The sequence below is a fragment of the Micromonospora lacuserhaii genome (assembly GCF_036902735.1).
Taxonomy (GTDB): Bacteria; Actinomycetota; Actinomycetes; order Mycobacteriales; family Micromonosporaceae; genus Micromonospora.
Genome location: NZ_JBAKHO010000003.1, coordinates 106779 through 126142, shown reverse-complemented (window position 1 = coordinate 126142; position 19364 = coordinate 106779). Strand labels below are relative to the sequence as shown.

Below are 19364 nucleotides of genomic sequence, written 5' to 3'. Positions count from 1 at the left end.
AGCCGGCCGGCATGACGCAGGCGCAGTCCCGACCGCCCCGCGGCCCGGAGCCCGACCGGGGCCGGATGGGGCCGACCCGGATCTCCACCCTGGTGGTCGCCGCGCTCGCCGCCGCGGCCCTGGCCTGGCTGCTGATCAGCAGCCTCTACTACAGCGGCATCCCGCGGCTGCCCTGGCTGCCGGTGGTCACCCTCGCCGCGCTCGCCGTGCTGGAGGCGTACGCGGCGGTCAACACCCGGAACCGGATCGAGCGCAGGCCCGGCCGGGACCCGGTCAACCCGCTGATGGTCGCCCGCTTCGTCGTGCTGGCCAAGGCCTCGGCGCTGGCCGGCGCCATCTTCACCGGTTTCTACGCCGGCCTGACCGGCTGGCTCTTCGTCGAGCGGACCAACGCCGCGATCGAGGACCGGCCGGCCGCCGGGGCCGGGGTCCTCGCCTCGCTCGCCCTGGTCGCCGCCGCGCTCTGGCTGGAACGCTCCTGCCGGGTCCCCGAGCAGGAGGACGACGAGGACCGCGAGGGCACCGACCGGCGGGGCCGCCCCGGCCAGCGCTGATCAGGGGGGTTACGCCCGGCCTCCGGCGCAGGTACCGTCCCTGGCGACCGGAATCAGCCGGCCGTCGACGATGACGGCCGGCCATGTGGGAGGCACGGCATGGCGTACGACGAACCGGGCCGCACCGCGTCGGTGGAGCCCCCGCCGGGCGTCCCCCCGGCCGTGCTCGAGAACGTCTTCGACGACCCCACCCACGGGGAGCCGGGCCGGGACCGGATCGGCGTGCACCTGCTCTGGGAGGCGGTGCTCCTGGTCGCGCTGGCCGTCTTCGCCGTGCTGCTCTGGCGGGAGAACGCCGACGCGCTGCGCGGCACGGGCCTGCGCGGCCTCCTGGTCGACGTGGTCGCGCTCGGCCTGCTCGCCCTCGCCGCCGGCCTGAGCCTGCGGACCGCGGCGGTGAACCTGGCGATCGGGCCGGTCGCGGTGGCCGCCGCGCTGCACTTCGCCGAGCAGGGCGACCGGGGCGTGACCGCGGCCCTCACCCCGGCCCTGGTGGCCGCGGCGCTCGGCGGGCTGGCCCTGGCCTGGGCGGTGGTGGTGCTGCACGTGCCCGGTTGGGCCGCCAGCCTGGCCGCCGCGTCCGGCGTGATCGTCTGGATCGAGCAGCGCACCGGCCCGGTGCCGGTGCAGGGCGACTACGACCCGCACCGCACCGCCTTCTACCTGTTCGCCGGCTTCGCCGCGGTCGCCGCGCTGGGCGGGATCTTCGGTGCGCTCCGGACGGTCCGGCGGCTGGTCGGCCGGTACCGGCCGGTGGCCGACCCGGCCCGCCGCCGCGGTGTGGTGGCCGCCATGGTGACCTCGGCCGGACTGGTCGGCTCCACGGTGCTGGCCATGCTGGCCGGCGTGCTGGTCGCGGCGAACGACGCCGGCCCGGTCGTACCGGCCGCCGGGCTGGACTGGACGGTGCTGGCGATCGGGGTGGCGATGCTCGCCGGCACCAGCGCGTACGGCCGGCGGGGCGGCATCTTCGGCACCCTGCTGGCGGTGTGCCTCGTGGTCGTCTTCCTGGCCTGGGCGGAGGCGCGCGGCTGGACGGTCAGCCGGTGGTCCGTCGGAGCGGCGGCGCTCGGCGTCGGACTCGTGGTGACCCGCCTGGTCGAGACGTTCGGCCGGCCCCGGGGCACGGTCGCCGAGCGCGCCGAGTTCGTCCCGGCGGGCGACGGCACGATCAGCTCCGGCTGGTCGCTGCCCCGATCCAACGGGACCGGCAACTGGCCGCCCGCGCTGCCCGACCGGACGGACGCCACCCCGTCCGACCCGTGGACGGCGCCGCGCTGGGAGAAGGCCCCCGACCGCTGGGACGCCGGCGACCGCTGAGCACAGCCGGGCCGCCGCGTCCGGCGGGCCCGAGGTGATCTCGCCGGTTAGGCTCGCGGGCATGACCGAGACTCCTTCCGCCGGCACCGGCCGTACCTTCGACGAGCTCGACGCCCTGCCCACCGAGGAGCTGCGGGAGCGGGCCTTCACGCTGGCCCGGGAGCGCCGCGACGTGGGGTTCTTCTGGTCGGTGCTGCGGCACCTGCCCAACGCCGACGAGGCGGCCGCGCTGGACGGGGCGCCCAACTCGGTCGGCCCGACCATCGACGAGGCGTCGGCGCTGTGGCGGGAGCTGACCGGCCACGGCTACGAGGAGTCCGCGCCGCTGCTGCGGGCCGCGTTCATCGACTACCTGCTGAAGCACTGAGCGGACCTGCCGCCGGGTGGCGGAGGTTTGCCGGTCGCGGTGGCTCGGGAACTTCCCGCCGCATGGCCCTCACCAACCGCCCCCGGACCGTCAGCGGGTACGGCACCGCCGCGGGCACCGGCACCCTGGCCGCGCTCATCCTGGTCGGCGTCTGCGGCAGCCCGTGGTACGTGGCCTGGGCGGACCACACCGACCCGAACTCCGCCGGCGGCTGGTTCGTGCGGCTGCTCGCCTGGCCGGCCTGGCGGCTGGACTCCGCCGAGCCGGGGCAGGGCGTGCTCGCCACCGACCTGCGGGCCATCCTGCTGCTGGTCTTCGCGGCGGCCTTCCTCTACCTGCTGCCCACCTCGCAGGTGGCCCGGGTGCAGGGCTCGGCCAGCCAGTTCCTCTCCGGCTGGGCGGCGTACGCGCTCGCCTCCGGGGTCGCCACGCTGCTGGCGGCGCTGCTGACCGCCGACGGGTCGATGCTCGCCGCGTTCCAGACCACCGGGACGGGGGCCACCTACGGCTTCTTCGCCGGCTGGATCATCGGGCTGGCCAGCCTCGGCGGCCGGGCCTGACGCCCCGCCACCGGGCCACGCTCAGGCGCCGGTCTGGCCGAGTTCGAGCACCCGGGATCGGCTGAGCGTGCCGACCGGGCGGTCGTCGTCGGTGACCACGACCGCGTCCGAGCCGGAGGTCAGCATCGCGGCCAGCGCGTCGTACGCCGACCCGCCCAGCGGCACCGCCGGCAGGCCCGTGTCGCCCGGCCCGGGGGCCAGCACCTCGCGGGTGACCGGGGTGACCGCCAGCCGGCGGATGCCCCGGTCGGCGCCGACGAACTCCCGGACGAAGGGGGAGGTGGGCGCGCCGAGCAGGGCCGCCGGGGTGTCGTACTGCTCCAGCCGGCCGCCCTGGGAGAGCACCGCGATCCGGTCGCCCAGCCGGACGGCCTCGTCCAGGTCGTGGGTGACCAGCACGATGGTCTTGCGGACCTCGGCCTGCAGGCGCAGGAACTCCTCCTGCAACCGGGTCCGGACGATCGGGTCCACCGCGGAGAACGGCTCGTCCATCAGCAGCACCACCGGGTCGGCGGCGAGCGCCCGGGCCACCCCGACCCGCTGCCGCTGACCCCCGGAGAGCTCGTGCGGGTAGCGCCGGCCGAACTGCGCCGGGTCGAGGCCGACGAGTTCCAGCAGCTCGCCGCTGCGCTGCCGGATCCGCTCCTTCGACCAGCCGAGCAGCCGGGGCACGGTGCCGACGTTGGTGGCCACGGTCTGATGTGGGAAGAGCCCGACATTCTGGATGACGTACCCGATCCGGCGGCGCAGCTTCACCGGGTCGACCCGGGTGATGTCCTCGTCGCCCAGGAGGATCCGTCCGCCGGTCGGCTCGATCAGCCGGTTGACCATCCGCAGCACGGTGGACTTGCCGCAACCGGACGGGCCGATCAGCACCACCAGCTCGCCGGCCTTGACCTCCAGGCTCAGCTCCCGCACCGCCTCGGTGCCGTCCGGGTAGCGCTTGCGAATGCCGTCCAACGTGATCGAGGCCGCGCTCTGTCCGGCGTCACCGGAGGTCCCCGGGGTAACGTCCACGTGTGTCCTTCCACCTGAGCTACCGGGCCGACCCGGGTAACCCCTGGTTCTCCTGGCAGTACGTGCGGGACAACTCTGACACGATCCTGGCCGCGCTGCGGGAGCACGCCTCGCTGACCGCGCGGGCAGTGCTGATCGCCGCCCTGGTGGCCCTGCCGCTGGCGGTGGCCGCGTACTGGTTCCGCCGCCTCGCCGGGCCGATTCTCGCACTCACCGGCGTGCTCTACACGATCCCGTCGCTGGCCCTGTTCGCCTTCATCGCGCCGTACCTGGGCATCGGGGCGGTCACCGTGCTGACCGTGGTGGTGCTGTACGCGCTGCTGGTCATCGTGCGCAACGCGGTGGCCGGGCTCAACCAGGTGCCGCCGGAGGTGCGCGACGCCGCCGAGGGGATGGGGTACGGCCGCTGGGCCCGGCTGCTCCGGATCGACCTACCCCTGGCGCTGCCCGGCGTCCTCACCGGCGTACGACTGGCCACCGTCTCCACGGTCGCCCTGGTCACCGTCGGGGTGGTGGTCGGCCGGGGTGGCCTGGGTCAGCTCATCTTCGCCGGCTTCCAGAACAACTTCTACAAGGCCCAGATCATGACCGGGACGCTGCTCTGCGTCCTGCTCGCCCTGGTGCTGGACCTGATCCTGGCCGGGCTGGGCCGGCTGCTCACCCCCTGGCTGCGCGGGCGGGCCCGGTGACGGCCCCGGCCACGGTCACGGACGGAGGGCGGGCGTGAACCCGGTCGAGCAGGCGGTGCGCTGGATCAACGACCCGCTGAACTGGACCAACCCGGGCGGCGTCCTGGACCGGCTCGGCGAGCACCTCAGCATGTCCGCCGCAGCGGTGCTGGTGGGCTGCCTGGTGGCCTGGCCGATCGGGCTCTGGCTGGGTCACAGCGGCCGGGGCGGCGGCGCGGTGGTGCTGATCTCCAACCTGACGCTCTCCATTCCCACCCTGGCGCTGCTGACCATCCTGCCGCTGACCTTCCTCGGCTTCGGCCGGCCGGCGGTGGTGGTGGCGCTCGCGGTCTTCGCCGTGCCGCCGCTGCTGGCCAACGCGTACACCGGGGTGCGGCAGGCCGATCCGGAGGCGCGGGACGCGGCGCGGGGGATGGGGCTGTCCGGTTGGCAGGTGCTGCGCCGGGTGGAGCTGCCGCTGGCGGTGCCGTACCTGGCCGCCGGGTTCCGGACGGCCGCGGTGCAGGTGGTGGCCACCGCCGCGCTCGCGTCGTTCGTCAACGGCGGTGGGCTGGGCCAGATCATCCGGGCCGGGTTCGGGCTGGACATCGCGGCCGGCGGTGGGCAGATCATCGCCGGCGGGGTGCTGGTGGCCGGGCTCGCGCTGCTGGTCGAGGGGTTGCTCGCGGTGGTCGAGCGGCTGGTCACGCCGCGCCCGCTGCGGCGTACCCGGGCGCGGGCCGACCGGCGGGCGGCGGGCGCGATCGCGGGAAGTTGAACCTCCCGGTGACGATCCGGTGACGAACATCCCGCCGAGTTGTCGGTCCCACCCGGAAGATGTTGGGTGGAAACGCGGGCGGCCCGACCGGATCGTCCGTCGGACACGCGGCCGGCCCGATCGGGGCCGCGCCGGGACACGGAAGGCGGGCGCGATCATGCGCGTACGGACACGGCTGGCGGTCGGCGCGGTGGGCGCCCTCACCGTGGCGGGTCTGCTCACCGGGTGCGGGGGCGCCGGCTCGTCCGGCACCGACGCGCCGGAGCAGGGCGCCAGCGGGGCGGGCTGCGCCCCGGTCGCCGGCAACAAACTTGTCGTCCTCGACGACGACAAGAAGCTCCAGAACACCGACAACATCATCCCGGCGGTCAACGCCGACGCGGCCAAGCCTCAGCTGCTCGCCGCGCTGGACAAGGTCTCCGCGGCGCTGGACACGCCGAAGCTGATCGCGCTCAACAAGGCCGTCGACGTTGACCGCAAGACGCCGAAGTCGGCCGCCGAGGAGTTCGCCTCCGCCAACAACATCACCGCCGGCATCGCCAAGGGGCCGGGCGGCCAGATCGTGGTCGGCGCCGGCAACTTCTCCGAGAGTCAGACCCTGGCCGAGCTCTACAACATCGCCCTCACCGCAGCCGGCTACCAGGTCAAGGTGCAGCAGATCGGCAACCGGGAGCTCTACGAGCCGGCCCTGGAGAAGGGTGAGATCCAGGTCGTCCCGGAGTACGCGGCGACCATGGCCGAGTTCCTGAACACCAAGGCCAACGGGCAGAGTGCCACGCCGGTCTCCGCGCCGGAGCTGGACAAGACGGTGACCGCCCTGAAGTCGGAGGGCGACAAGGTCGGCATCACCTTCGGCACCCCGGCCGCCGCGCAGGACCAGAACGCCTTCGCGGTCACCACGGCCTTCGCCGACAAATACCAGGTGAAGACCCTCTCCGACCTGGCCGCCAAGTGTTCGGGCAAGGCGACGGTGCTGGCCGGGCCGCCGGAGTGCCCGCAGCGGCCGAAGTGCCAGAAGGGCCTGGTCGAGGTCTACGACTTCAAGGCCGGCTCGTTCAGCTCGCTGGACGCCGGTGGCCCGCAGACCAAGAACGCCCTGAAGACGGGGAGCGCCAGCGTGGGCCTGGTCTTCTCGTCCGACGCCGTGCTCGCCGGCTGATCTTCGCCAGCTGCTGAACCCCGGTCCCGGTCGCGGTCGGTCCATTCCGGCCGCGACCGGGGCCCAGCACGGGAGAACGGGCGGGGAACTGCCACCGGGACCGTTCCCAGCCAGGGCAACTCTCGGTAGGCTGCACAGCCATGTCGGCCCCGGTCCTCCCCGAAAAGCGCACCTCGTCGCTGCTGACCGTCCTGTTCTGGATCGGTGTGTCGCTCGCTCCGATAGCCGCGCTGATCCTGCTGGTCGCCGACGGCAACGGCCCGCTCCGGTTCGCCGCGGTGCTGGCCATCACGGCGGTGGTCCTGATCGGTCTCTCCATTGCGCTGCGGGCCGACGGCGGTGGCCGGCCGTACGACGACGAGCTGCTGGACGAGCTGGAGCAGCTGCGCCGCGAGCTGCGCGGCGAGATCGTGGCCGCAGCCCAGCGCGGCAACCAGGCACTCGACCATGCCCAGCGGGTCGATGAGCAGGTCATCGCCCTGCGTCGACGGCTGGACGCCGCCGCGGCCGGTATCGCCGCCGCCGCCGGCATCAGCGCTCCGGCCGCCGAGGAACGGGCCGGCGCCGGCCGGGCCCGCGTACCGGCGCCGGAGCAGCAGCACGACCAGGCGTCAGCCGGTCGCCGTCGGTCGGCTGAGGAGGCCCCGGCGGCCCGCGGCTGGGCCGCCCCGGACCGGGAGGACGACGAGCCGGCCGGCCGCCGGTACGGCACCGAGCGTGCCGCCGCCGGTCAGCCCGGCGTGTACGGCGGGTCGACCCGTGAACCGCGCGGCGCCGCCGCCGTCCCGGATTCCGCCCAGCGCCCGCTCGGGGTGGTGCGGCACACCGAGACGGTCCACGTCACCACCCGGCACACCGTGGTGGACGGCGCCGACCCGGCGGTCGGCAACGCGTACGCCGGCTACGCCGGCCGGTGGGCGCCGGAGGAGGCCGCCTGGCCCGCCGGCGAGCCGGAGAACGCCTGGCCGGGGCAGTCCGAGTCGGCCGATCGGAGCTGGCCGGGGACCGCCGAGGAACGGTCCTGGGGCGGTCGCTCGCGGGAGGACCGGGCCGCGCCGCGCGACGACCGGTCCTGGGCGGCGCCGGAGCGGGACGACCGGACCCGGTCGGGCGACGAGCGGGAAGAGTGGTCGGCCGGCGAGCGTGACGACCGGTCCTGGTCGGACGGGCAGCGGGGCGAGCGCTCCTGGCCCGGGGCGGCAGAGGACCGTCCCGTCCAGTCCTGGGCCGGCCGGGGGTACCCGGCGGAGGAGGCCGGGGAGTGGTCCGGGGCCCGGGCCGGGGACCGCTGGGCCGAGGTGCGCGACGACGGGAACGCCCGCGAGCTGCGGGTGGGGGAGCGGCGGGCGGAGGTGCACGCCGACGGCGCCGGCTTCCGGTACGCGGACCGGTGGGCCGAGGTGCGCCACGAGGAGCCGCGCCGGACCGAGGGACGCCGGGAGCACGACCGGCCCGGTGGGCAGTGGGGTGACCGGGCCGAGCCGGCGGACCGGCCGGCGCTGCCGGTCGGCGGGGTGCCCGTACCGGAGGAGTGGCGACCGGCCCGCGAGCAGCAACCCGCCGGGGACCGGTGGGAGCAGCCGGCCGAGGAGCGGTGGGGCCGGCAGCCGGTCGAGGCGTGGCGTGCGCCCGCGCAGCGGGACCGGGAGTCGGCCGGGTCCTGGCGGGCCCCGGAGCCGGAGCCGGAGCCGCGCGCTCGCCAGCAGTGGGACGGCGGGGAACGGTACGGCTACCCGCCGCGGGACGACGTCCCGCGCGCCGGCGGTAGCTGGCGCTGACCTGGCCGGGGGTCCACGGCCGGGTCGGTCACTTGTCGATGTCGCCGACCACGAAGAACATCGAGCCGAGGATGGCGATCAGGTCCGGCACCAGACAGCCGGGGAGCAGGGTGGCCAGCGCCTGCACGTTGGCGTACGAGGCGGTGCGCAGCTTGAGCCGCCACGGGGTCTTCTCGCCCCGGGACACCAGGTAGTAGCCGTTGATGCCGAGCGGGTTCTCGGTCCAGGCGTAGGTGTGCCCCTCCGGGGCCTTGAGCACCTTCGGCAGCCGGGTGTTGATCGGGCCGGTGAGCCGGTCCACCCGGTCCAGGCACTGCTCGGCGAGGTCGAGCGAGGCGTACACCTGGTCGAGCAGCACCTCGAAGCGGGCGTGGCAGTCCCCGGCGCTCCTGGTGACCACCGGGACGTCCAGCTGGTCGTAGGCGAGGTAGGGCTCGTCCCGGCGCAGGTCCAGGTCGAGGCCGGAGGCCCGGGCGACCGGCCCGGACGCGCCGAACGCGGCGGCGTCGGCGGCGGAGAGCACCCCCACCCCGACGGTGCGGGCCAGGAAGATCTCGTTGCGCCGGATGAGGTGGTCCAGGTCCGGCATCCGCCGGCGCACCTCGCCGATCGCGGCCCGGGCCCGGCCGGTCCAGCCGGCCGGGACCTCCTCCTTGAGCCCGCCGACCCGGTTGAACATGTAGTGGATCCGGCCGCCGGAGACCTCCTCCATGACGGCCTGGATGGTCTCCCGCTCCCGGAAGGCGTAGAAGACCGGGGTGATCGCGCCGATCTCCAGCGGGTACGAGCCGAGGAACATCAGGTGGTTGAGGACCCGGTTCAGCTCGGCGAGCGCCATCCGCAGCCAGACCGCGCGCTCCGGCACCTCCATGCCCATCAGCCGTTCGACGGCGAGCACGACGCCCAGTTCGTTGGAGAACGCGGAGAGCCAGTCGTGCCGGTTGGCCAGCACGATGATCTGCCGGTAGTCGCGCACCTCGAAGAGCTTCTCCGCGCCCCGGTGCATGTACCCGACGATCGGTTCGGCGGAGATCACCCGTTCGCCGTCGAGCACCAGCTTCAGTCGGAGCACGCCGTGCGTGGAGGGGTGCTGCGGTCCGATGTTGAGCACCATGTCGGTGCCGAGCTGCTCCCCGCCGGCCCCGGTGCCGACGGTCAGTTCGCGGAGGTCGCCGGCGTCGGTGGTCATGTCCGTCATCGTGCCATGGACGGCCCGCCGTACCGGTGGTGCACGCCCACCGGCTGGAGCAGCCACCAGTGGCCGCCGAGCCCGGCCGGGTCGGTCAGTTCGGCCGCCGCCGACGCGGCGGCCAGCGCCCGCACGTACCCGGCCGGGTCGGAACCGGCCAGGCTCAGCGGCGGTCGGCCGCCGTCGGCCCCGAGCGCCCGCAGCGCCTCCCGCTGCACCATCAGGGAGTACGCGCACCGGGCGACCCGCTCACCGGCGGAGGCGACGGAGTCCATGGCGACGTGCGCGGTGACGTCGCACGACCCGTCCGGCACCGGCGGCACCTGCCGGCCGTTCCGGTACCCGGTCAACGTCCCGTCGACCGGCCGGTCGTCGCGCAGTTGCCCGTAGTCCACGGCCAGGGCCAGTCCGCGCTCGACCCGGCCGACGGCGTCCGCCCACGCCTCGTCCCGGCTCCGCCCGATCTCCGCCCGGCCGGCCATCCCGCCGCCCGTGCTGGGCCACCAGTGGTCGAGCCAGTCCCGGTCGGCGGGGTCGACGGGCTCGCCGACCGACTCCGTGCCGGTGGTCGGGTCGACCAGCAGGTAGCGCCAGCCGTCGTCGGTGGGTACGGCCAGGTCGAGCGGGACGTTGTCCAGCCATTCGGTGGCGGTCAGCAGGCCGACGATCCCCGTCGGGATCTCGTCGCACCACCCGATCTCCGCCGGCAGGTCGTCGGGGCGGGCGGCCCGCTCGACGGCGGTGAGCCGTACCCGGTCGGCGAGCGGAGGGCCGGCGGCGGCCGTGGTGGCCGGGGAGATCGCGGTGGCCAGGGCGCGGAGCAACTCGCCCCGCCCCGCTCCCACGTCGACCACCTGGAAGACCGGCGGGTGGCCGAGGGTCGCGTCGACCTGCTCGACCAGGCGGAGCAGGGCCGCCGCGAAGACCGGGGAGGCGTGCACGCTGGTGCGGAAGTGGGCCGCCGGTCCCGCCCCCGAGACGAAGAAGCCGTCCGGGCCGTAGAGCGCACGGTCCATCGCGTCGCGCCAGCGCGTCGGTTTCATTCCTCGTTCCGGGGCCGTCACCGTGCCGACCCTACGGTGGGCGGCACCCCCCCGGCGGGGCCGCCGCGCACCCCGGGGCGGCCCGGTCCCACCGGTGGTGAAGGTTTTCACACATGCTTGTTTGGGCTCTGTAACCCCAGCGCATACTTGCGGTCGACCGGTACCCCCTTCGAGGACTGGATCGATGCCATGAGCGCACCGCTGCGCCCGCGTCCGGCCGCCCCGCGTGAGGCCGCCGTATTGTCGGGCGGCGCCGGATCCGGCGCCCCGCTCACCTTTCCCCGCACCCTGACCGTCGGCGTCATCGGCGCCGGCCGGGTCGGCGCCGTGCTGGGCGCGGCACTCGTCGCCGCCGGCCACCGGGTGGTCGCCGCCTCGGGCGTCTCCGGCGCCGCCAAGGCCCGGATCGCCCTGCTGCTGCCCGGCGCCCGCAACCGCTCCGCCACCTCGGTGGCCCGGGCCGCGACGGACCTGCTGCTGATCGCCGTGCCGGACGACGCCCTCGCGAGCGTGGTCGCCGGGCTGGCCGAGACCGGCGCGCTGCGCCCCGGTCAGGTGGTGGCGCACACCTCCGGCGCGCACGGCCTGGCCGTCCTCGATCCGGCCGCCGCGGTGGGCGCCCGGCCGCTGGCGCTGCACCCCGCGATGACCTTCACCGGTACCCCGGACGACCTCACCCGCCTCACCGGCATCTCGTACGGGGTGACCGCCCCGGCGGAGCTGCGTCCACTGGCCGCCCGGCTCGTGGCCGACCTGGGCGGGGTGCCCGAGTGGGTGGGCGAGGCGGACCGGCCGCTCTACCACGCGGCGCTGGCGCACGGCGCCAACCACCTGGTCACCCTGGTCAACGAGGCGGCCGACCGGCTGCGCGACGCCGGGGTGGCGAACCCGGAGAAGGTGCTGGCCCCGCTGCTGCGCGCCGCGCTGGAGAACGCGCTGCGCCTCGGCGACGACGCGCTGACCGGCCCGGTGTCCCGGGGTGACGCGGGCACCGTACGGCGGCACCTGGACCGGCTGGCGGAGACCGCCCCGGAATCCGTGGCCCCCTACCTGGCGTTGGCCCGACGGAGCGCCGATCGGGCGATCGCGGCGGGCCGGCTGCGGCCGGTGGACGCGGAATCGCTGCTCGACGTGCTGGCGGGAATCCATCGGGAGGTGTCTGTGAGCGCGAGGAGTGAGCCGATCTTGCGAGCCCCGCAGTCGCGATCCGAGGTGGCCCCATGACGGAGTTGGTGCACACGCGGGCGGAGCTGGCGAAGGCCCGGGACGGGCTGACCGGCACGGTCGGCGTGGTGATGACCATGGGTGCGCTGCACTCGGGCCACGAGACGCTGCTGCGGGCGGCCCGGGAGCGGGCCGACCACGTGATCGTGACGATCTTCGTGAACCCGTTGCAGTTCGGCCCGAACGAGGACTTCGACCGGTACCCGCGCACCCTCGACGCGGACCTGGAGATCTGCCGCCGGGCCGGCGCGGACGTGGTGTTCGCCCCGTCGGTGGCCGACATGTACCCGGACGGGCAGCCCCGGATCCGGGTGAACCCGGGCCCGCTCGGCGAGGACCTGGAGGGGCAGAGCCGGCCGGGCTTCTTCCACGGGGTGCTGACCGTGGTCCTGAAGCTGCTCCAGCTCACCCGCCCCGACCTGGCCTTCTTCGGTGAGAAGGACTACCAGCAGCTCACCCTGGTCCGGCGGATGGCGCGGGACCTGGACGTACCGGTCGAGGTGGTCGGCGTGCCGACGGTCCGGGAGCCGGACGGGCTGGCGCTGTCCAGCCGCAACCGGTACCTCTCCCCGGAGGAGCGGCGCACCGCGCTGAGCCTGTCGGCGGCGCTGCGGGCCGGCGTCGCCGCGGCCGAGGCGGGGCACGACGCGGGCGGGGTGCTGGCCGAGGCGCACCGGGCGTTCGGCGCGTCCGGCGCGGACGCCCGGCTCGACTACCTGGTGCTCACCGACCCGGACCTGGAACCCGGCCCGGTGGCCGGCCCGGCCCGGCTGTTGGTGGCGGCCTGGGTGGGCGGCACCCGGCTGATCGACAACCTGGCGATCCGGCTCGCCCCCCGTTCCTGAACACCCACCACCACACCCTGCTGAAAGGCACCCTTGATGTTCCGGACCATGCTGAAGTCGAAGATCCACCGGGCCACGGTGACCCAGGCCGACCTGCACTACGTCGGTTCGGTGACCGTGGACCAGGATCTGCTCGACGCCGCCGACCTGCTCCCCGGTGAGCAGGTGGCGATCGTGGACGTGACGAACGGTGCCCGGCTGGAGACGTACGTGATCCCGGGCGAGCGGGGCAGCGGCGTGATCGGCATCAACGGCGCAGCGGCGCACCTGGTGCACCCCGGGGACCTGGTCATCCTCATCTCGTACGGGCAGATGGACAACGCCGAGGCGCGGTCGTACCAGCCCCGGGTGGTGCACGTCGACGCCGACAACCGGGTGGTCGAGCTGGGCGCCGACCCGGCCGCCGTGGCCCCCGGCACCGCCGGCGATCCCGTCTCCAGCCCGTTGGCCGTCCTCGGCTGAGCCGGACATCCGGTCTGTCACCGGAAGGTCATTTTTGGTTACCCTGGTCGAACCGTCGGATTGACGGTCGTCGGCGGGGGAGGCCGCGATGCGCCGTGCGATGACGATCGTGGTCGCCGCGTTGCTGGCGGCGGCGCTGCTGGCCGGCTGCGGGAACGCGGCCGGGCTGGACGGGAATCTCACCGACGACTGGGCGGCGCTGCCCACGGCGGCCGCGTTCACTCCGGCGGCCGGCGTCTGCCAGGTCGCCGACTTCGCCGACGAGGTCCCGCTGGCCGGGTACGCCCCGGTCGACTGCGCGGTGCCGCACCGGGTGGAGACCGTGCACGTGGGCGCCTTCCCGGGCGACCGCCCGACCCGTCCGGCCACCGGTTCCGCGGAGCTGCGCGGCGCCTTCGCCGAGTGCGACGCGCGCGCCAGCGGGTACGTCGGCGACGACTGGCGGGCCGGCCGGCTGCGGCTGGCCGTGGCGCTGCCCACCGCCCCCGGCTGGGCGGCCGGTTCCCGCTGGTACCGCTGCGACGTCAGCGAGCTCACCACGGTCGAGGCGGCGGCCACGGTGGTGACCCGGACGGGCAGCCTCCGCGACGCGCTGCGGGGCGCCTCGGCGCTGCGGCTGGGCTGCCAGCAGTCCCGGGCCGGAAGCACCCTGGGGGTGCGCAGGCTGACCCCGGTCGGCTGCGGCACCGCCCACGACGCCGAGTTCGTCGGGGTGTGGAAGGCACCGGATCGTCCCTTTCCCATCCGGGACGTCGACTGGCTGCCGGTCTACGCCGGCTGCCGCGGTGCGATCAGCCGGTACGTCGGTGTGCCGGACGACGCAGAGCTGCGCTTCCGTGGCGACGTGGTGGTCCGCCCGCCCGGGGCCGGGCGCTGGCGGGTCGGCGACCGGGGCGTCCGCTGCTACCTGTGGCTCAGCAACCGCACGGTGACCGCCTCGCTGAAGGGCGCCGGCCCGGCCGGCCTGCCGGTACGGACGAGGTAGCGGACGCCGTAGTCCAAACCACTCGTCCCGCCCCCGCCGCCCGGGGTGAGGGCCGTTCGGGTTGACTGTGTCCATGGAACTTCGGACCGTCGACCTGCCGGCCCTGCCCAGGCTGTTGGCCGCCCCCGCGCCCGGCTGGGTGGAGACCACCGACGTGATCGTGGTCGGTTCCGGGGTGGCCGGGCTCACCGCCGCGCTGCACCTGCGCGAGGCGGGCCTGCACGTCACCGTCGTCACGAAGGTCAACATCGACGACGGCTCCACCCGCTGGGCGCAGGGCGGGATCGCCGCGGTGCTCGACCCGGCGGACACCCCGGCCGCGCACGCGTACGACACCGAGGTCGCCGGGGTCGGCCTCTGCGACCCGGCGGCGGTACGGGTGCTGGTCGAGGAGGGGCCGCCCCGGCTGCGGGAGCTGATGCGGATCGGCGCCGAGTTCGACCGCCATCCGGACGGCTCGCTGATGCTCACCCGCGAGGGCGGCCACCGGGCCGACCGGATCGTGCACGCCGGCGGGGACGCGACCGGCGCCGAGGTGCAGCGGGCGCTGCACGCCGCGGTCCGCCGCGACCCGTGGATCCGGCTGGTCGAGCACGCCCTGGTGCTGGACCTGCTGCGCGCCCCCGGCGACGGCCCGGACGGGCTCGGCCCCGCCTGCGGCATCACCCTGCACGTGCTCGGCGAGGGCAGCGAGGACGGCGTCGGCGCGCTGCTGGCCCGGGCGGTGGTGCTGGCCACCGGCGGGATGGGCCAGATCTTCGCGGCCACCACCAACCCGGCGGTCTCCACCGGCGACGGGGTGGCGCTGGCGCTGCGGGCCGGCGCGGCCGTCACCGACGTCGAGTTCGTCCAGTTCCACCCGACCGCGCTGATCGTGCCCGAACACGCCCGGGTGCCGGGCGCCGGACTGGCCCAGCAGCCGCTGGTCTCGGAGGCGCTGCGCGGCGAGGGCGCCCACCTGGTCGACGGCGACGGCAAACGGTTCATGGTGGGGCAGCACGAGCTGGCCGAGCTGGCCCCCCGGGACGTGGTCGCCAAGGGCATCCACCGGGTGCTGCTGGCGACCGGCGCGGACCACGTCTTCCTCGACGCCCGGCACCTCGGCGGGGACTTCCTCGCCGGGCGCTTCCCGACCATCGTGGCGTCCTGCCTGGCCATCGGGGTGGACCCGGCGACCGACCTGATCCCGGTGGCCCCGGCCGCCCACTACGCCTCCGGCGGCGTCCGCACCGACCTGCGCGGCCGCACCTCCATCCCCGGCCTGTACGCCTGCGGCGAGGTCGCCTGCACCGGCGTGCACGGCGCGAACCGGCTGGCCAGCAACTCGCTGCTGGAGGGGCTGGTCTTCTCCCGCCGGATCGCTGAGGACGTCGCCGCCGGGCTGCCGGAGCAGGTGAAGCCGGCGGAGACCGGGGCCTGGGTGGGCGGCGAGGGCTGGGTGGTGCCGGCGCAGGGCACGGCGACGCTGCAACGGGCGATGACCCGGGGCGCGGGCGTGCTCCGTTCGGCGGAGACGCTCACCGCGACGGCGGGCACCCTGACCGAGGTCGGCCAGGGGCGCGGCACCCCGCGGACCGCCGACTGGGAGGCGACGAACCTGATCACCGTGGCGTCGACCCTGGTCGCCGCCGCGTACGTACGCCAGGAGACCCGGGGGTGCCACTGGCGGGAAGACTTCCCGACGGCCGACGAGCGGTGGTGCGGCCACCTGGTCGAGGCGGTCGGGGCGCAGGGCAGGGTGACGCAGCGGTGGGAGGAGTCGGCGTGAGCGCGAGGACCGAGCGGGCGTTGCGGGAGGCCGGCCTGGACCCGGAACGGGTCCGGCGGGTGATCGTGGACGCGCTCACCGAGGACCTGGGGCCGGACTTCCTCGACGTCACCAGCGTCGCCACCATCCCCGACGCGCAGACCGACACCGCCGACCTGGTGGCCCGGGCCGACGGCGTGGTCGCCGGGCTGGCCGTGGCCGCGGCCGTCTTCGAGCTGGTGGGCGAGGTGACCGGGTCGGACCGTACCGTCGAGGTGTCGGTGGTGGCCCACGACGGCGCGCGGGTGGCGCGCGGCGACGTGCTGGCGACGGTGACCGGCCCGACCCGGCTGCTGCTCACCGCCGAGCGCACCGCGCTGAACCTGCTCTGCCGGATGTCCGGGGTGGCCACCCACACCCGGGCCTGGGCGGACGCGTTGGCCGGCACGAAGACGATGGTGCTGGACACCCGGAAGACCACGCCGGGCCTGCGGGCGCTGGAGAAGTACGCGGTGCGGGCCGGCGGCGGCACCAACAAGCGGATGGGCCTGCACGACGTCGCCATGATCAAGGACAACCACAAGCTGGCCGCCGGCGGGATCGCGCCGGCCTACCGGCGGGTGCGGGAGGCCTTCCCGGACGTCCCGGTGCAGGTGGAGGTGGACACGCTCGCCGAGGCGGTGGAGGCCGTCGAGGCGGGGGCGGACTTCCTGCTGCTGGACAACATGACGCCGGCGCTGCTGCGCGAGGTGGTCGCGGCGGTGGGCGACCGGGCCGAGCTGGAGGCGACCGGGGGGCTGACCCTGCCGGTGGCCGCCGAGTACGGCGCGACCGGCGTGGACTTCATCTCGGTGGGCGCGCTGACCCACTCCTCGCCCATCCTGGACATCGCGCTGGACCTCCGGGAGGTGTGACGGTCAGGTCAGCTGCCGGGTGAGCGTGGCGACGACGAGGTTGAAGATGACCTGGTTCTCGGTGTCGTCCCGGCCGTCCAGGCCGTACTTCGCGCGGAAGAGCTGGAGCGCGCGTTGGTAGACCTCGGGCTCCAGCTCGTCCGCCTCGCCGAGGGCGAACGCCTGGCCGGCGGCCTCCGGCCGGTCCAGCACCACGCTCAGCCCGGCCAGCCCGTGCCGGGCCACGTTGCGTACGAGGTCCGCGCCGGCGATGTACCAGGTGCCGTCGACCCGGACGTAGCGTGCCTCGCACGATTCCAGCTCGGTGCCGCCGCGCCGGAGGCAGACGCTCAGATGCAGGCAGGCGTCGAGGTCGCGGACCGGTGCGGTCTCCCACAGCTCGGTGAACCGGTCGTCGACGAACTCACCGAGCGGGGTGGAGACGAACGCCTCCAGCTGCTGGGCGTCGAAGGTCTTGCCGTGCACCGGGAAGAAGGAGATGAACGCCTTGTGATCCCAGCGGTACATCTGGACCGAGGGCGCGGTCGCGTACGTCCGTACCTGGAGCCGGGACCGGGCGGCCGGGGCGAGCTGTTGCTGAAGCTGCCCGAAGTGGTACAGGTTGTTCATGATCGCGATGGCGGCGTCCGCGCGGCGCAGCTCCTCGGCGCGGAGCCGGACGGCGGGTGAGTCCGGGTCGAGCAGCAGCACCTTGACCATCGCGCCGTTGTTGAGCGCGAACCGCAACGCGGACAGGAAGCGCGACGTGTAGGGCCCCTCCAGCATGCTGGTGAAGGTCTCCAGGATCGCGACGGTCTCCCGGGACTGCGCGATCCGCTGGATCAGCGCGTCCCGGTCCAGCCGGGGGTGCTCGATGATGGTCGCGGTCTGAAGCTCCCGGAAGAGCGGGTTGAGCACGAGGTAGGTCAGCAGGGTCATGATCAGTGCCGTGCCGATGTTCAGGTAGAGGTCGCCGCGGAAGGTCTGCCCGTCCCGCTGGTCGGACCGCCAGGCCCCGACGACCATCCAGAGCGCGCCGCCGGCCAGCGCCATGAGCACGAGCAGGTGCCGTTGGCGCCGACGCAGTGCGTTACACCCCCGGGCCCACCACATCCTCGACATGTCCGCTCCCCGTCCGGCCGCCCACGGATAGAACCATGTTCATGTCGCGATGCCTCCAGAGTACGGTTAGCCCGCCGCTGCGCGCCCGCCCGTCCGCGGGTTGTCTAGGCTGCGTGCGTGCTGCTCTGCATCGACATCGGAAACACCAACACCGTGCTGGCGACCTTCGACGGCGACAAGCTGGTGCACTCCTGGCGGATCAAGACCGACGCCCGGTCCACCGCGGACGAGCTGGGCCTGATGTTCCGCGGGCTGCTGGCCGGTGACGCCGTGGAGATCACCGGGGTGGCCGCCTGCTCGACCGTGCCGGCCGCGCTGCGCTCGCTGCGCGCCATGCTGGCCCGGTACTACGCGGACCTGCCCCACGTGATCGTCGAGCCGGGGGTACGCACCGGCGTGCAGCTGGCCATCGACAACCCGAAGGAGGTCGGCTCCGACCGGGTGGTGAACACCCTGGCGGCGTACACCCTCTACGGCGGTCCGTCGATCGTGGTGGACTTCGGCACCACCACCAACTTCGACGTGATCAGCGGTCGGGGCGAGTTCCTCGGCGGGGCGTTCGCCCCGGGCATCGAGATCTCCTTCGACGCGCTCGCCGCCCGGGCCGCGCAGCTGCGGAAGGTGGAGGCGACCAAGCCCCGCTCGGTGATCGGCAAGAACACCGTGGAGTGCCTCCAGTCCGGCCTCTACTTCGGCTTCGCCGGCCAGGTGGACCGGATCGTCGAGCGGATGATCGAGGAGCTGGGTGAGGTGAAGGCGGTGATCGCCACCGGCGGCCTCGCCTCGGTGGTGATCGGGGAGTGCCGGACCATCACCCACCACGAGCCGATGATCACCCTGATCGGCCTGCGGATGGTCTACGAGCGCAACACCTGACCCCGGCCACCGCCGAGGTCGGCCGTCGCGCCGGGCTCAGCGCCGCCGGGCCCGGAAGACCAGCGTCTGGTACGGCAGCTCGACGGTCTCCCGCCCGGCCAGGTCCGGGTGGGTGGCGAAGAGTTCGCGCAGCTCCCGGTCGACCCGCTGCCGTTCCTGCGCGGGCGCGGTCAGCCAGGACGAGCGGGTGTGCAGCATGCCGATCACCTCGTCGGGGGTGCCCGTGGCCCGGTGCGTGTACCGGGCCAGCTCCACCGGTCCGAAGGCCGGGCCGAAGTCGGTGACCTTCTCGACCAGGTCGCCGGAGTCGTTCCGCATGCCGGCGATCCGGCCCAGCTCCAGCACCCATTCGACGCTGTCGTCCCGGCTGTTCCAGATGGGGGCGAACGTCCCGCCCGTCCGGATCACCCGGGCGATCTCGGCGTGCGCCCGCTCCTTGTCGAACCAGTGGTACGCCTGCCCCACCAGCACCGCGTCCACCGCCCCGTCGGGCAGCGGCACCGCCTCGGCCGTGCCCGCGAGCGCCGTGACGCCGGGGGTGACCGCCTCCAGCCGGGCCCGCATCCCCGGGTCGGGCTCCACCGGCAGCACCTGGTGGCCGAGGTCGAGGATCTGCCGGGTGAGGATGCCCGTGCCGGCGCCGAGGTCGACCACCCGGGCCGGGGCGCCGACGTCCGCCAGGGCCCAGGCGACCGCCTCGCGGGGATAGCGGGGGCGGAACCGGTCGTACTCCCTTGCCGCCGCCCCGAACGAGAGGGCGTGAGTGGGGTCCGTCAT

General features: G+C 74.6%; 20 protein-coding genes. 15 read left to right on the top strand and 5 right to left on the bottom strand.

Translation table 11 applies throughout. The annotated features are described in order from the left end of the window. Window positions 1-11 precede the first annotated feature (11 nt). From V6U81_RS03150 to V6U81_RS03135, 4 genes are all read left to right on the top strand, one after another. A complete protein-coding gene (locus V6U81_RS03150; RefSeq protein WP_334484080.1) occupies window positions 12-554 on the top strand; it encodes a DUF3180 domain-containing protein in 543 nt (180 codons plus the stop codon). 99 nt (window positions 555-653) lie between these two features. Then, entirely contained in the window at window positions 654-1874 is a 1221-nt protein-coding gene (locus V6U81_RS03145) for an ABC transporter permease (protein WP_334484077.1), read from the top strand. Window positions 1875-1935: 61 nt separating this feature from the next. Continuing rightward, on the top strand, window positions 1936-2241 hold the full coding sequence (locus V6U81_RS03140) for a hypothetical protein (protein ID WP_334484074.1): 306 nt from the start codon (window positions 1936-1938) through the stop codon (window positions 2239-2241). Between the two features lie 62 nt (window positions 2242-2303). Beyond that, a complete protein-coding gene (locus V6U81_RS03135; protein ID WP_334484072.1) occupies window positions 2304-2801 on the top strand; it encodes a hypothetical protein in 498 nt (165 codons plus the stop codon). 21 nt (window positions 2802-2822) lie between these two features. Here V6U81_RS03135 and V6U81_RS03130 read toward each other — a convergent pair whose 3' ends face one another. After that, window positions 2823-3818, bottom strand: a complete 996-nt coding sequence (locus V6U81_RS03130; RefSeq protein WP_334484070.1) for an ABC transporter ATP-binding protein — start codon at window positions 3816-3818, stop codon at window positions 2823-2825. Between the two features lie 2 nt (window positions 3819-3820). Between V6U81_RS03130 and V6U81_RS03125 the strand changes: the two genes are divergently transcribed. From V6U81_RS03125 to V6U81_RS03110, 4 genes are all read left to right on the top strand, one after another. Next, window positions 3821-4507: an ABC transporter permease gene (locus tag V6U81_RS03125; RefSeq protein WP_334484068.1), complete on the top strand. Its 687-nt coding sequence runs from the start codon at window positions 3821-3823 to the stop codon at window positions 4505-4507. Between the two features lie 34 nt (window positions 4508-4541). Next, on the top strand, window positions 4542-5264 hold the full coding sequence (locus tag V6U81_RS03120; RefSeq protein ID WP_334484065.1) for an ABC transporter permease: 723 nt from the start codon (window positions 4542-4544) through the stop codon (window positions 5262-5264). A 157-nt stretch (window positions 5265-5421) separates the two neighbouring features. After that, complete coding sequence (locus V6U81_RS03115; RefSeq protein WP_334484062.1) at window positions 5422-6423, top strand: glycine betaine ABC transporter substrate-binding protein; 1002 nt, start codon at window positions 5422-5424, stop codon at window positions 6421-6423. A gap of 140 nt (window positions 6424-6563) precedes the next feature. After that, window positions 6564-8201 carry a hypothetical protein gene (locus tag V6U81_RS03110; RefSeq protein WP_334484060.1) on the top strand — a complete coding sequence of 546 codons (1638 nt, stop codon included), beginning with the start codon at window positions 6564-6566 and terminating at the stop codon, window positions 8199-8201. 28 nt (window positions 8202-8229) lie between these two features. Here the strand turns inward: V6U81_RS03110 and V6U81_RS03105 are convergent, their stop codons facing one another. Then, a complete protein-coding gene (locus V6U81_RS03105) occupies window positions 8230-9399 on the bottom strand; it encodes an NADH-quinone oxidoreductase subunit D (RefSeq protein WP_334484058.1) in 1170 nt (389 codons plus the stop codon). Then, window positions 9396-10433 (bottom strand): SAM-dependent methyltransferase, encoded by a 1038-nt coding sequence (locus V6U81_RS03100; protein ID WP_334484055.1) that lies wholly within the window; start codon window positions 10431-10433, stop codon window positions 9396-9398. Before V6U81_RS03100 ends, V6U81_RS03105 begins: the two co-directional genes overlap by 4 nt. A 189-nt stretch (window positions 10434-10622) precedes the next feature. On the opposite strand from V6U81_RS03100, the gene V6U81_RS03095 reads away from it, so the two are divergent. The 6 genes from V6U81_RS03095 (at window position 10623) to nadC (ending at window position 16610) form a co-directional block, all read left to right on the top strand. Then, the gene (locus V6U81_RS03095) at window positions 10623-11657 is read left to right on the top strand and encodes a Rossmann-like and DUF2520 domain-containing protein (RefSeq protein ID WP_334484052.1); all 1035 of its coding nucleotides are present in this window, start codon (window positions 10623-10625) and stop codon (window positions 11655-11657) included. Next, on the top strand, window positions 11654-12502 hold the full coding sequence (panC, locus tag V6U81_RS03090; protein ID WP_334484049.1) for a pantoate--beta-alanine ligase: 849 nt from the start codon (window positions 11654-11656) through the stop codon (window positions 12500-12502). Before V6U81_RS03095 ends, panC begins: the two co-directional genes overlap by 4 nt. Window positions 12503-12538: 36 nt before the next feature. After that, complete coding sequence (gene panD, locus V6U81_RS03085; RefSeq protein WP_334484046.1) at window positions 12539-12964, top strand: aspartate 1-decarboxylase; 426 nt, start codon at window positions 12539-12541, stop codon at window positions 12962-12964. Between the two features lie 88 nt (window positions 12965-13052). Next, entirely contained in the window at window positions 13053-13949 is an 897-nt protein-coding gene (locus V6U81_RS03080) for a septum formation family protein (protein WP_334484044.1), read from the top strand. 73 nt (window positions 13950-14022) lie between these two features. Then, a complete protein-coding gene (locus tag V6U81_RS03075; protein WP_334484041.1) occupies window positions 14023-15717 on the top strand; it encodes an L-aspartate oxidase in 1695 nt (564 codons plus the stop codon). Continuing rightward, entirely contained in the window at window positions 15714-16610 is an 897-nt protein-coding gene (nadC, locus tag V6U81_RS03070) for a carboxylating nicotinate-nucleotide diphosphorylase (RefSeq protein WP_334484039.1), read from the top strand. Before V6U81_RS03075 ends, nadC begins: the two co-directional genes overlap by 4 nt. Before the next feature lie 3 nt (window positions 16611-16613). Here nadC and V6U81_RS03065 read toward each other — a convergent pair whose 3' ends face one another. Continuing rightward, entirely contained in the window at window positions 16614-17711 is a 1098-nt protein-coding gene (locus tag V6U81_RS03065; protein WP_334484036.1) for a hypothetical protein, read from the bottom strand. A 117-nt stretch (window positions 17712-17828) separates the two neighbouring features. On the opposite strand from V6U81_RS03065, the gene V6U81_RS03060 reads away from it, so the two are divergent. Continuing rightward, complete coding sequence (locus V6U81_RS03060) at window positions 17829-18587, top strand: type III pantothenate kinase (RefSeq protein ID WP_334484034.1); 759 nt, start codon at window positions 17829-17831, stop codon at window positions 18585-18587. A 36-nt stretch (window positions 18588-18623) separates the two neighbouring features. On the opposite strand, the gene V6U81_RS03055 is transcribed toward V6U81_RS03060, so the two are convergent. Continuing rightward, the gene (locus tag V6U81_RS03055) at window positions 18624-19364 is read right to left on the bottom strand and encodes a class I SAM-dependent methyltransferase (RefSeq protein WP_334484032.1); all 741 of its coding nucleotides are present in this window, start codon (window positions 19362-19364) and stop codon (window positions 18624-18626) included.

Coding starts and splice junctions, on each gene's coding strand:
- V6U81_RS03150 (WP_334484080.1), top strand. CDS start 12: ATGACGCAGGCGCAGTCCCGACCGCCCCGCGGCCCGGAGCCCGACCGG.
- V6U81_RS03145 (WP_334484077.1), top strand. CDS start 654: ATGGCGTACGACGAACCGGGCCGCACCGCGTCGGTGGAGCCCCCGCCG.
- V6U81_RS03140 (WP_334484074.1), top strand. CDS start 1,936: ATGACCGAGACTCCTTCCGCCGGCACCGGCCGTACCTTCGACGAGCTC.
- V6U81_RS03135 (WP_334484072.1), top strand. CDS start 2,304: ATGGCCCTCACCAACCGCCCCCGGACCGTCAGCGGGTACGGCACCGCC.
- V6U81_RS03115 (WP_334484062.1), top strand. CDS start 5,422: ATGCGCGTACGGACACGGCTGGCGGTCGGCGCGGTGGGCGCCCTCACC.
- V6U81_RS03110 (WP_334484060.1), top strand. CDS start 6,564: ATGTCGGCCCCGGTCCTCCCCGAAAAGCGCACCTCGTCGCTGCTGACC.
- V6U81_RS03105 (WP_334484058.1), bottom strand. CDS start 9,399: ATGACGGACATGACCACCGACGCCGGCGACCTCCGCGAACTGACCGTC.
- V6U81_RS03100 (WP_334484055.1), bottom strand. CDS start 10,433: ATGAAACCGACGCGCTGGCGCGACGCGATGGACCGTGCGCTCTACGGC.
- V6U81_RS03095 (WP_334484052.1), top strand. CDS start 10,623: ATGAGCGCACCGCTGCGCCCGCGTCCGGCCGCCCCGCGTGAGGCCGCC.
- panC (WP_334484049.1), top strand. CDS start 11,654: ATGACGGAGTTGGTGCACACGCGGGCGGAGCTGGCGAAGGCCCGGGAC.
- panD (WP_334484046.1), top strand. CDS start 12,539: ATGTTCCGGACCATGCTGAAGTCGAAGATCCACCGGGCCACGGTGACC.
- V6U81_RS03080 (WP_334484044.1), top strand. CDS start 13,053: ATGCGCCGTGCGATGACGATCGTGGTCGCCGCGTTGCTGGCGGCGGCG.
- V6U81_RS03075 (WP_334484041.1), top strand. CDS start 14,023: ATGGAACTTCGGACCGTCGACCTGCCGGCCCTGCCCAGGCTGTTGGCC.
- V6U81_RS03065 (WP_334484036.1), bottom strand. CDS start 17,711: ATGTCGAGGATGTGGTGGGCCCGGGGGTGTAACGCACTGCGTCGGCGC.
- V6U81_RS03055 (WP_334484032.1), bottom strand. CDS start 19,364: ATGACGGACCCCACTCACGCCCTCTCGTTCGGGGCGGCGGCAAGGGAG.